This is a genomic window from Streptomyces sp. NPDC090106, from assembly GCF_044747265.1.
In the GTDB taxonomy this organism is placed as follows: Bacteria; Actinomycetota; Actinomycetes; order Streptomycetales; family Streptomycetaceae; genus Streptomyces.
Genome location: NZ_JBIVDS010000021.1, coordinates 39,197 through 51,493, shown reverse-complemented (window position 1 = coordinate 51,493; position 12,297 = coordinate 39,197). Strand labels below are relative to the sequence as shown.

The 12,297-nt window shown below is 70.0% G+C and carries 7 protein-coding genes and 2 pseudogenes; 6 read left to right on the top strand and 3 right to left on the bottom strand.

The features are described 5' to 3' along the window. Positions 1-82 precede the first annotated feature (82 nt). The gene (locus ACIPSE_RS43205; RefSeq protein ID WP_401674721.1) at positions 83-2,257 is read left to right on the top strand and encodes a hypothetical protein; all 2,175 of its coding nucleotides are present in this window, start codon (positions 83-85) and stop codon (positions 2,255-2,257) included. Between the two features lie 94 nt (positions 2,258-2,351). Beyond that, positions 2,352-3,353, top strand: coding sequence for an alpha/beta hydrolase (locus ACIPSE_RS43200; protein ID WP_401674718.1), 1,002 nt, complete (start codon positions 2,352-2,354; stop codon positions 3,351-3,353). On the opposite strand, the gene ACIPSE_RS43195 is transcribed toward ACIPSE_RS43200, so the two are convergent. After that, the gene (locus tag ACIPSE_RS43195; protein WP_401674715.1) at positions 3,312-4,100 is read right to left on the bottom strand and encodes an alpha/beta hydrolase; all 789 of its coding nucleotides are present in this window, start codon (positions 4,098-4,100) and stop codon (positions 3,312-3,314) included. The two genes, ACIPSE_RS43200 and ACIPSE_RS43195, sit on opposite strands and share 42 nt — an antisense overlap. Positions 4,101-4,606: 506 nt before the next feature. Between ACIPSE_RS43195 and ACIPSE_RS43190 the strand changes: the two are divergent. The 4 genes and pseudogenes from ACIPSE_RS43190 to ACIPSE_RS43175 form a co-directional block, all read left to right on the top strand. Beyond that, positions 4,607-4,818 (top strand): annotated as a pseudogene (locus ACIPSE_RS43190) (IS5/IS1182 family transposase); the annotation flags it as partial. A gap of 235 nt (positions 4,819-5,053) precedes the next feature. Then, positions 5,054-6,806: pseudogene (gene metE / locus ACIPSE_RS43185) on the top strand (5-methyltetrahydropteroyltriglutamate--homocysteine S-methyltransferase); the annotation flags it as partial. 404 nt (positions 6,807-7,210) lie between these two features. Further along, a complete protein-coding gene (locus tag ACIPSE_RS43180; protein ID WP_401674712.1) occupies positions 7,211-8,263 on the top strand; it encodes a toll/interleukin-1 receptor domain-containing protein in 1,053 nt (350 codons plus the stop codon). A gap of 614 nt (positions 8,264-8,877) precedes the next feature. Beyond that, positions 8,878-10,722, top strand: a complete 1,845-nt coding sequence (locus tag ACIPSE_RS43175; RefSeq protein ID WP_401674709.1) for a hypothetical protein — start codon at positions 8,878-8,880, stop codon at positions 10,720-10,722. A gap of 51 nt (positions 10,723-10,773) precedes the next feature. On the opposite strand, the gene ACIPSE_RS43170 is transcribed toward ACIPSE_RS43175, so the two are convergent. Then, the gene (locus tag ACIPSE_RS43170; RefSeq protein WP_401674706.1) at positions 10,774-11,025 is read right to left on the bottom strand and encodes a hypothetical protein; all 252 of its coding nucleotides are present in this window, start codon (positions 11,023-11,025) and stop codon (positions 10,774-10,776) included. A gap of 38 nt (positions 11,026-11,063) precedes the next feature. Next, positions 11,064-12,056: a caspase domain-containing protein gene (locus ACIPSE_RS43165; protein ID WP_401674704.1), complete on the bottom strand. Its 993-nt coding sequence runs from the start codon at positions 12,054-12,056 to the stop codon at positions 11,064-11,066. Positions 12,057-12,297 lie beyond the last annotated feature (241 nt).

The following is a 12,297-nucleotide window of genomic DNA, read 5'->3' as shown; positions in this document are numbered from 1 at the left end:
TGATTCATATTCTCCATATCGGTTCGCGACGGAGCGCTCCCAGCGCACGTTCCCTGCCCGTCCTCCCCGAAGGGAACTCGTGGTGACGACCGCACAACCTCGCTCCGATTACGGCGGCACCCCTCACACGCCCTTTTCCGGCATTCCACGACACCTGCGATTCGGGCAGGGCACGGCGATCCTCGACCCGGTCACCGGAGCCCCGGTCCAGTTCGTCGATGACGCGGCACCGGAACGCCGCTTCCTGCTGGACGACGAGGTGCCCTGGCATCACGAGGAACACCAGTGGGGGTCCGGCCATCTGGTCACCGACCGAGGTGCGGGCCGGTGGCTCACGCCGGTCGAGTTGCACGCGGACGTGGACGACGGCGTGCGGGCCGTGCACACGCCGCTGGAGGGTGTGCGCCTGACAGTTGTTCGGCGCGGCACGGCTGGTGAGGGCGGTACGGCTGGGTCGGGCCGTATGGCTGGGTCGGGCGGTACGGCTGGGTCCGCGCTGCGAGAGACATACACCCTCACCAACACCGGTCGCCTGCCCCTCACCGTCACGGGCTTCGGCATCCAGACCCCCTTCGCCGACCTGTACGCCGACGCCGAGTCGAGCCTGGGACGGCAGGTCCACGCCCATCTCTTCACCGGCGGGACCTGGGCCTGGGCCCTGGCGGTGCCGATGTCGGGCGAGGGCGACAGCCTCGGCCTGATCGTTCGACAGGGCGCCCTGTGGGCCTACGCGGTCGAGTCCCGGAACAAGGACTCCCTGTCCGACGCACGCGGCCATCTCTCCCTGCTGGTGACGGACCACGCCCGCAACCCCAGCGCATTCGGGGGCCAGCCGTCACTGCGCCTCGCCCCGGGCGAATCGTCCGTACTGGAATGGGAGTTGGGCTGGTACGCGGACCAGGAACACTTCCTCGCGGCGACCAATGCCCCGGCATCGCTCTCCGCCTACGCCACGGAGACCGGCCGTTCCCTCCACGTGGACGCGGCACAGGTGACCAGCCCGGAACCCGACGTGCGTGTCATCGACGAGGACAGGGGGCACCACCGCGTCGAGTGCTCAGGACACGGCACCCGCACCCTGGAACTGAACGGCGGCCGGGCCCGCACCGAGGTGCTGTTCCATCTGCCCCTGGAAGAGGTGGTCCGCCGCCGGGCCTCCTACATCGTGCGCCATCACCGGGCAGGGCATCGCACGGGCCTGCTCGGCCACGCCTTCGTACCCGTCGACACCCGCACCCTGCTGTCCCAGCCGACCAATGGATGGGCCGACTGGAGCGACGGTTCCGAACGGATCGCGATGCCACTGCTGCTCCAGCACGCCCTGGCCCAGGGGTGGACGGACCCGGACGAGATCCGCCCGCTGCTGGACGGCTGGGCCACGTTCGCCCGCACCCACCTGCTCGACGCGACCGGCGCTCCGTGCCGCGGTTCGGGCCACCGCCATCTCGCGCCCCGCCTGTACGACGCTCCCTGGCTGGCGCAGTTCTTCGACGACCGGCACCGGCTGACCGGGGACCCGGCCGACCTCGACCAGGCGGCCCGCATCATGGAGCGTGCGGGCGCTCTGGGCTCGGGCCGGCATCTGTCGCTGATGGCATCCGAGGTCTCGGTGTCCATCGCCACCGCCCTCGACGCCGAGGGAGAGCACGACCGGGCCGGGCGTCTGCGCGCGGAAGTGGTCACCGCGGCGCGGCACTTCACGTCCCTGGGCCGCCGTCTGCCCGGACACGAGGTGTCCTACGAGCAGTCCATGGTCGCCCCACTCCTGGACCTGCTGATCGATGCCTTCGCCCTCACCGGCGACCAGCTCTTCCATGACGCCCTCGCCGAACGTCTGCCCTGGCTGCTGGCCTTCGGTGGACCCCAGCCGCACGCCCGCCTGCACGGCGTGCCGCTGCGCCACTGGGACGGCTACTGGTTCGGCGCCAACCGGCAGTGGGGTGACGTCTTCCCCCACTACTGGAGTGCCCTCACCGCGACGACCCTGCTGCGACTGCCGCCCGATCTGCGCACCCCCGACACGGACCGCCTCGCCGAGTCCGTCCTCCGGGCGAACATGGCGAACTACGGTGCGGACGGCTCCGCCACCTGCGCCTTCGTCATGCCCTCAACGGTGGACGGCCGTCCGGCCCACAGAGCCGATCCACTCGCCAACGACCAGGACTGGCACCTGGTGCTCTGGCTGCGCGCGGAACGCGCCCGCGGGGGGCCGGTCGTGTCCGCCGCTCCGCGGCACAAGGTCGAACCGGTCGCCTGAACGCACCTCGCCCCCGTACTCCACGAGAGAGCCCGCTCCCAGCCATGCCCCCATCCGTCCCGAGACCGGCCCGCACCACCGCAGGGAGCCCTGAGTGCCACTGACCCCGCCACCCTTCGACCCCGAGCTCGCTGATGTCCTCCGACAGACCGCTGCCACCGTACGTCCGGACTACCGCCTGTCCGACCTCGCCCGGATGCGGGCCGACCTCGCCCCACGCCCCCTCACCGACGCCGAACTGACCCGGGACGGCGCCTTCTTGGTCGAGGAGCCGCTCGTGCCCGGCAGGGCGGGCCGGCCAGGGGTCCGACTGCTGGTGTGCCGCCCCACGGGGCCCGTCACGACGCCGCGGCCGCTGCTGTACCACGTCCACGGCGGAGGCCTGATCATGGGCAACCGCAGGTCCGGCATGGCGAAGATCCTCGACTGGGCACAGGCCACGGGCGCCGTGGCGGTGTCCGTGGAGTACCGGCTGGCCCCGGAACACCCCTATCCCGCGGCCCTGGACGACGTGGACGCCGGTCTGCTGTGGGCCAGGGAACACGCGCCGGACCTCGACGCCGACCCCACGCAGACCATCGTGTGCGGCAGCAGCGCCGGAGGCGGGCTCGCCGCCGCGCTCACGCAGTCGCTCCGTGACCGTGGGGAGCCGCAACCCGCGGGACAGATGCTGCTCGCACCCATGCTGGACGACCGTGGCACGAGCCTGTCCAGCCGGCAGATGGCCGGGATGGGCGTCTGGGACCGTACGTCGAACTCAACTGGCTGGACAGCCTACTTGGGCTCCACCACCCCGGACACGGCAACGCCCTCCCAGGCCGCACCCGGGCGTGCCGGCGACCTCTCCGGCCTGCCGCCCGCGTACCTGGACGTGGGGTCCGCGGAGACGTTCCGGGACGAGGTCGTCGCGTACGCCGGCCGGATCTGGCAGAGCGGCGGGGCCGCCGAACTCCACGTCTGGCCGGGCGGGTTCCACAGTTTCGAGAACTTCGCGCCCGACGCCGCCTTGTCCCGGTCCTGCCGCGCCGCCCGGCTCGACTGGCTCCTGCGGGCCCTAGCCCGAACCGGCGAGCGCGTCGGCGAGGAACCGCAGTGAGTCGACCACCACAGGCGGCTCGTCAGCGGAGTTGAGATGCCCGTGGGCCGCGCCCAGCGCCACCAGGGCGGCCACTGGTACGCCGACGGACTCCAACTGACGGTGAAGGAGTTCACCCGACGGCCTGAGGTCGTCGTACTGGGAGAGCAGCAGCGTGGTGGGAGGGAGGCCGTCAAGCCTCGCCGCGCCGGGCAGGGCGAGCCGGGGCAGATCGGTGGTCCGGCCGACGTACTCGGCCACCATCGACTCGACCGTGGGCGGGAGAATGCGGGGGATCCCGGACCGCTCGGCGAGCGCGAGCACGGTGGCCTCGTCCAGCGCCGGGTTGGGGTAGTGGGCGAAGGGATAGGCCAGGAGCACGCGGTGGGCGGGCAGTCCGTCGTCCCGGCCCCGGATCGCCGCGCCCAGGGCAAGGGCGGCTCCGGCACTGGCACCCCCGAGGGCCCGGACAGCGAGGTGCCCGTGACCGGGATCCGTGCACAACCAGCGCCATGCGGCGAACACGTCGTCCAGCGGCACCGGGTAGACGACGTCCGCGGAGGCGAGCCGGTACCCGACGGAGACCACGAGCGCCTGAGCACGCGCGGCAAGGGCGAGGCTCACGTCATGGGCCTCGGGCATGTCGAGCGAGCCGGCTCTGAAGCCTCCGCCGTGCATCCACAGCAGGGCGGTACGCGGAGCCGTCGCGGGCCGGTACAGCCGTACCGGCACCGGGCCGTGCGGTCCGGGGACGTGACGGTCCTCCACCTTCACCGATTCCCAACCCTCACCGAGGCTCCGATCGAGCGGCCGCCGAACGGTCACCGTCTCCTCACCGCTCATGGCCGATCGCCCGGGTCGATGGATGTCCTACGATCACGCACAACCGCTCCGTCCCCGCCGGTGCCTCAGCCTGAACCAATTCGAAGCATAGTCCGGTCTTCCGCGACGACGAGAAGGTGGCGCCCGGGCCGATCAGCCCGGCGACCTCGTAGCGCACGGCCTCGTCGAGGCAACCGAGAACGCAGAGCCGGCCGCCATCCCCGCGACGCGCTCCGCGAGTTCTGCCCCGGGAGGCGCCTCCGAGGAGCACGTGTGAGCGGGAGGGGGCCTGGGTCTTGGTGAGGAGCCTGCTGGAGGGGGTAATCGTGGTGTGGCTGCGTTCCGGGACGGACGGGACTGAGCAGTACCTGTGCATCGGTGTGCGCAGGACGAGCCGCGGGTGGCCATTCGATCGGTTCACGAGTGCCAGTGTGAGGCTTCAGAAGATGACGCGAAGTGTGCCGGACTGGACCGAGGCAGGGGTCTGGCCACACCTGCACGCCCTGCTGACCGTGCTTCGCCGCGCCGACCTGCTGGACCTGGGCGACTGCTCCGCAGACGGACCACGCGTGCGCGCCCTCAACGGGGGGACCAAGTCGGCCCCTCACCCGTCGACCGCGCCCACCCCGGCTCCACACACCACCTAAATGGTGAGTTACAAGGCTGGTGAAGCCTGAAGAAGACACGGTCATGATCGTGTTACGAGCTCTCAGCGGGATATATAGCATTCGACCTTGATTCGAACACCCCCTCAATACGTCACAGTTCGCCACTGATCAAGACGTTCGCGGCACTCGGCAGTGAGTTCGTGTGCTGGGCCCAGGGTTCGTTCGAAGTCGGTCAGAACCGATTCAAACTGCTCTAGGGCGTTAGGGATGTCACCCGCGACCGCGGTCCATCCCGTGTACACCGAGGTCCTGGCCGACCTGCGCGCTGCCGGCGCGCAGTGCGTGCAGCTCGACGAACCTGCCCTGGTCCAGGACCGCACCCCCACCGAACTGAACGCCGCCGCGCGCGCCTATGACGTCCTCGGAGCCCCGACGGACCGACCCAAGCTGCTGGTCGCCTCCTGCTTCGACCGGCTCGGCGACGCCCTGCCCGTGCTGGCCAAGGCCCCGGTCGAAGGTCTCGCCCTCGACTTCACCGGCTCCGGCGCCGCCAACCTCGACGCGCTGGCCGCCGTCGGCGGGCTGCACGGCAAGCGACTGGTCGCCGAGGTCGTCAACGGCCGCAACATCTGGGTCAACGACCTCAAGCAGTCCCTGTCCATCCTCGCCACCCTGCTCGGGCTGGCCGGACAGGTCGATGTATCGGCCTCCTGCTCCCTCCTCCATGTGCCGCTCGACGCCGCGCGGGAGCGGGAGATCCCGCCGCAGATCCTGCGCTGGCCGGCCTTCGCCCGGCAGAAGACCGCCGAGATCGCCACCCTCGCCACCCTCGCCACCCTCGCCAAGGGACTTGCCCGCGGCACCGACACCATCGGCACCGGACTCGGCGCCAACCGAGCCGACCTGGCCTCCCGCGCGAACTCACCGATCACCCGCGACCCGGCTGTCCGGGCCCGCACCGCCGCCGTCACCGAGGCGGACGCCCGCCGCTCCCAGCCCTATGCGCAGCGCTCCACGGCCCATCGCGCCCGCCTCGGCCTGCCGCTGCTACCGACCACGGCCATCGGCTCCTTCCCGCAGACCGGGGCGCTGCGCACCGCCCGCGCCGACCTTCGGGCCGGACGGATCGACACGGCCGGCTACGAGGAACGCATCAAGGCCGAGATCGGCGAGGTCATCTCCTTCCAGGAGAAGACCGGCATCGACGTCCTCGTGCACGGCGAGCCCGAACGCAACGACATGGTCCAGTACTTCGCCGAGCAGCTGACCGGCTACCTCGCCACCCGCCACAGCTGGGTCCAGTCCTACGGCACCCGGTACGTCCGCCCGCCGGTCCTCGCCGGTGACATCTCCCGCCCCGGACCGATGACGGTGCGCTGGACGTCGTACGCGCAGTCGCTCACCGCCAGGCCCGTCAAGGGGATGCTCACTGCGCCGGTCACCCTGCTCGCCTGGTCCTTCGTCCGCGACGACCAGCCCTTCGCCGAGACGGCACGCCAGGTCGCCCTCGCCCTGCGCGACGAGGTCAACGACCTGGAGGCCACCGGGACGTCCGTCATCCAGGTAGACGAGCGCGCGCTGCGCGAGACGCTCCCTGCGCACCGCCGACCACACCGGATACCTGGCGTGGGCCACCGAGGCGTTCCGGCTCACCACCGGCGGAGTCCGCCCGGACACCCAGATCCACACCCACATGTGCCACGCCGACTTCGGCGACATCGTCCAGGCCATCGACGACCTCGACGCCGACGTCATCAGCCTGGAAGCCGCACGCTCCCACATGCAGGTGGCCCGGGAACTGGCCGCGCGGGGCTATCCGCGCGAAGCCGGACCCGGCGTGTACGACATCCACTCACCTCGCGTCCCCAGCGCTGCGGAAGCATCGGCCCTGCTGCGCACCGGACTTGAGGCGATTCCCGCCGAACGGCTGTGGGTCAACCCCGACTGCGGACTGATTACCCGGGGCTGGCCGGAGACCCGCACCTCGCTGGAGAACCTGGTCGCCGCCGCCCGGACGGTCCGCGAGGAACTCACCTCGTCCTGACGCCAGGCCCGCCCGGCCGGGGAGGGCCGCACCTGCCGCCCCTCCCCGGTCCCCGGCATCGGCATCGGCATCGGCATCGGCATCGGCATCGGCATCGGCATCGGAGAACGCATCAGCCAGGGCCGTTGGAATGCCCGGCACCGGACCGGACAGCGCGGGGTCCGTCCGTGACCTCCTTCACCGAGGAGGCCGATCCACCTCGCACGAGCTCACGCCGTCCCGCACCCCGGCCACCGAGTCCGAAGCCTGGACCGCCCTCTCGACGGCCACCGGACCGGCTGCACCGACCTCGTGCTCAACGCGAAAGGGCGGAGAACCGCGCGTGTCGACCCACCGTCGAGTGAGGAGCGCAAGCAGCGACAGCGCGCCGTCCGCGTGCTCCTTCGCAACCCTTGTTTCCCGGGATGCTTGTCGGAAGGCTGCCTCCAGCGCCCTTGTGGTCCCCTCCACATGAGCCGCACGGACAGGGGGGAACAGGTATGCACGCATCTCAGGATCGGACACCCGCGCCGGAGCGACGGGCGATCTTCCTCTCCTACCGCCGTTCCGACTCGTCTCCGTGGACCGGGCGGTTGGCCTCCGACCTGAGAAGATACTTCGGGAAGGAACGGGTCTACCTGGACATCGACTCGAACCTGCCCGCCCGGGACTACGTGGCGGAACTGGAACAGGCGTTGTTCTCGTCTCGCGTGGTGATCGCGGTCCTGGGACCTCAATGGCTGATCAGCCCCGGTGGCCAGGGACAGCGGCGGCTGGACGATCCGGACGACCTGGTGCGTCTCGAACTGGAGACCGCTCTGCGGCACGGCAAAGCCCTCATACCGGTGCTCGTGGGTGGGGCGACGATGCCACCGGGGCATGAACTGCCCCGCTCGATCGAGACGCTCTCCCACCTGCAAGCGGTCAAGATCGACGACACGGACTGGCCGTACGACTTCGGGCTGCTCCTGGAGACCCTTGAACGGCATGCGGTGGTTCCCGCTTCGGAACCGGACACGGCACCTCCGAGTGAGTCGACGCTCCTGGCCAAGAGGCGCTACGAGCGTCGGCTCCAGGCTTCCCGACGCCGGGCGTTCGACGCGCTGACGGGGACCGTCGAACTGTTGCGATACCCGATCATCGAGGTACGGCCGGAAGCAGCGAGGGTGAGCTTCCACGCTCGTCGCGGTGGAGCGGTCTCCGCCGACATCGTCGACGCCGAACCGGGCTATTCGACCGTGTTGTTGAAGCTGCCCTCCGTCAAGACCGGGGCGGTCGCAGGCTTTTCCGCCATGCTGGCGCCGCTGACCAACGGACTCTCGCTGGTGGCCACGCCCGCCTATCTGGCATGGCAACGTCGCTTCGCCGTCGGCTTCTTCGACAACGTCGAGGGCGTCCTGGAGGGGCGAGGAGTCGGTGAGGACTCGTCACTGCTGCCAGGTGTCCACGCATGGCGCAGCAGACGCCGAGAAGTATGAGCAGCCTCCCGGCAGGCACGCCAGGGGTGGTCGCCCCCGTGCACCGCGCTTGAGTGCGTGCCATCCGAAGGCCGGTGACCGCTGCCTCCCGGCCGCCCCACAGGCAGGGGAGGAACGATCTGCGGGTCTGCGGGGCATCGGGTCTGCGAGGCTGCGAGGCTGCGGGTCATCAAGGACGCTGGCCTGCGTGGCGAAGAGCAGGCCCAGTCCGTAGCTGCCTTACGGACGGTGCTCACGACAAGCCGCGGCCCGGCTCGCTCCGGTGTCCGCCCGCATGTCGTCCCATTGACGTACTTCTTCCCAAGGGCAGACAGAGATCCGGGACAAAGCCCCTGCTTGGCGCGTGCCCGGGCCTAACGTCGGTGCCCACAAGGGGAGTGCGCTTCAGCCCACCCCTACGGTCGTCCACTGCGAAGGCAAGAGCGCGAACGGTGCGTCCCCACCCCACGACACATCCGACCCGGCACACAGCACATGAGCCACGCGGGACCCCGCCGCGCTCCTGGCGAGCTTTCGGCCTGCCGACACAAGTGCTGCTGCCCGTACTCGTGATGCTGCTCCTCCTGGCCGATGCCGCCGGACCATCCCGTTCCCGGGCCGCGATCCCGGACCCCGTGGCACGTGACGCCGCCTCGTCTCTCGCCGCCCTGGTCATCACGGACCCCGGGCTGGGGTCCTCGCAGCGGCTGGTCTCCGACGGGCCATGGCAGGGAACGACGCAGACGAAGTGGCTGATGGCCGTGTGCGAGGGCTGGCAGCGCACGTGGCGTACCCCAGGCGGCGACGAAGCGCAGGCGGTGGTGTGGAGCTGCCCGGGCAACAGGGACGCGGCCACCCTCGTGTGGTTCGACACCTTCGACCCGGACTTCTTCCAGCACTCCACGAACCTGCGCGCGCTGCCCGGCGTCTGGCTCGCTCCCCAGGTGCGCTACGTCAGCGGCGCACGAAGCCAGAAGGCGCTGTTCGCCCAGGGCAGTCGGGCGGTACGGGTGTCCCTGCGGACGTCGGCGCAGGGGCGCCTCGGAGCGCTCACCGAACGTGTCACCGCGATGGCCTCCCGGCAGACCGCTCTCGTCCCGGGTGAGAGGGCCGTACTGAAAGAACCCGACTACTCGCACGGCATGGCGGCCCTGCTGACGATGCCCGCGCTGGGGTACGTCCTCTACATCCTGCCCTGGCGGTTGTTCCGCACCTGGCACGTCTGGCGGCCCTACCGGGTGCGGCGCAAGGACCCGGCCTGGCGGAACGTGTCCGGCGCGGCGCTCAAACTCGGCGCGCTGGTCCGCATCAGGGCGGCGTTCCGCGTCTTCGGTTTCCTGGTGCTGTTCATCCTCGTCACGACTCGCAACCTGACCATGGAGCCGGTCGTCATGCTGACCGTCGCCTTCGTCGGGGGCTGGCTCGTCCCCGGCCGAAGCCGCCTGGTGAAGCGGGCGTGGCAGCCGCGTCCGGTGCGGGGTCGCTGGGATGTGCGGGGCGGGCGCGCCTGGATCGTGCGCGGTTGCAGCGTGGCGAGCCTCCTGCTCTACGCGGCCGGTATCGCCCTGTTCTTCGTCTTCTATGTCGCCCAGTTATCCGGGATCGGCAACTCTCCGCTGATGGACGGCGGTCTGCCCACCGCCCGCTATCTGCAAGTTCAGTCCTTCGGCCACCTGATGGCCTTCCTGGTGCTGGCCGTGGTCGGCGTGGGGGCGAGCAATGCGGTGATCGTGCTGTCCGGGCTGCTCATGGTCGGCGGAGTGCTGCTCCGCAGGCTGGGGCGCTCCTATGCGTTGAAGAGCGCCGAAGCCGCCCAGCAGGACAGCGCCGAGCCGCCGGTGCTCTATCTGCGCAGCTTCACCGACGACTCCGCCACGATGCCGTCGAGCGCCATCGCCCGGACCAGTGTGCTGGAACGCGCCAGCTTCTTCGCCTGGAGACAGCCCTTCGAGGAGATCACGGTCCGTCATGTGTGGGCGCTGGGACCGGTGATCGCTGCTTCCCACCCGGCGGACACCAGGAAGAGATCCGACATCGGCGCGGCCAGGATGCGGCTGGGACACGACTGGCAGTCGGAGATCGAGGCCAAGGCGCTGGAATCGCGGCTCGTGGTGGTGGGCGCCACCCCCGAGACGCTCAACGAGGGCCTCTCACAGGAGCTGGAGATCCTCGGCAGGCATCCGTCGGTTCCCGTCGCCCTCGTCCTCTCGCCGCTGGCACAGGGGGAGTTGACGAGACGGTGGCACGCGTTCATCGACGCCGCCCTCACCGTCCAAGGCACCTCGCCCCAGCAGCCCTCGCGCTTCGAAGGGCTGCGTCAGCACAGGGACGACGTGACCGGCGCGCTGGTCCTGCTCAATACGGGGGGAACCGAATGGCAGGCGTGGGGGGCGCGCAGACGCACGGAGTTCACCTACGCGACGGCCTGGGGTGAGGCCCGGGAAGCGCTCACCCGCGCGGACCGTCAGCGCGTCACATGAGCATCGCGCGAGCCGCCGCCGAGGTCGGATCGGCCGACCCGGCGACCGTGGTCAGGCGCCGGGTCCGAACGCCCGGACGAGGAGGGGAAGATAGCGGCGGACCTGTTCCCGGTCGCTTTCCTTCTCCGATTCCGACAGCTCGGCGTACGGCGTGGCCATCTGCGATTCCCACCGCTGGACCAGTTCGGCGGGGATGGTCAGCGATCCGTCGCTGTGACGCACGCACCGCGAGTGCACGTAGCGCTGCCAGTGCGACCACCGCTCGTGTTCGACGTCGGCCAGTTCCTCCATCAGCTGGTCCATACCGTGCACCTCCGGTGAGACTTCGGAATGTATCGGCATTAGATCAGCCCTTTGTGCACGAGGGCCCAGTAATGCTGTCCGAGTACGGTCAACTCGCAGGACGTGCTCTGCATCGCGGCATGCCACATGTGCGGGGCGTCCACCGGCCGTACGAGGTTGACCTTCACGTATCGCTGCAGCACGGCGAACGCGGCTGTGTGGGCGGGGTCGGGCGGAAGGATCGAGGTGTCGTTCTCCTCGCCCGCGGAACGCTCCGGCTCGTACGAGGGGTCCAGCGGGAACCTGCCGTCCGGTGCGGGGAAGTGCCTGGTGAGGGCCTGGAGATCCGCCAGCGCGATTGGCGGCTCGGCCCTGCGCAACGACACGAAGGTCTTGACGTTCGTCTTGAACACCGGCCTCTGCGCCCACGGCCCGAGGGACTGGTCGATATGGGCGTAGACACTGCCGGGCGTGATGTCGCCGACGAGATTGGCCGCCGCGCCGTTCAACGCGTCGACGAACAGGCTCGTGAAAACGCCCGCGCCGCCGTCGGGCGTCTCGTAGGACTCCTGGTCCGCGGTCGAGGCGGTCAGGATGGTGACCCCGTCCGAGATCTCGGCGATACCCCCGGCCGTTGCGCTGTTCCCGGCGGCCCCGCTGTGGCAACTGTCCAGCACGATCACCTTGTTGCGGGCACGGGACCGGTTCGCCATCTGCATGAGGTCGGACAGGGCCAGGCCGTCGTCACCGGTCTCGGAGTCGCCGGCGCACAGGAACCCGCCGGTGTCCTCGATGTATCCGTGCCCCGCGAAGTAGAACAGGGCGATGTCCGCGTCGTCCGCGAACAGTTTCCTCACGGCCTCCTTCAAGTCCCTTTTGAGAACGTGCTGGTCGGCGCTGGTGCCCGCCAGGACCGCGGGGGAGGGGAAGTTCAGCGTCCCGTCCGAGTTGCGTTCGAGGGCCCCTCGGACCGCGAAGGCGTCGTTGACACACCCTGTGAGCCGGTCCAGGTGGTCGTAATGGTCGATGCCGACGATCAACGCCTTGCGCATGGCACTCCCCCAGCGGATCTACGAAGCGGCGGATGTTCCGGGCCGGTTGATATGACACCCGCTGCCCGCGGACACGACGGTGATCACGTTGTGTATGCACGCCGTCACCGAAGATCCGGCCACTCACGGTACTAGCGGTTGCACCGATCCGGATCGGCATTCGCCCCAACAGCGCTCAAAGGCATCACGGTGAGCGCCCGCTGACGACCGGCGCTGCCCCGTGAGCCCCGGTGGCGGGCCG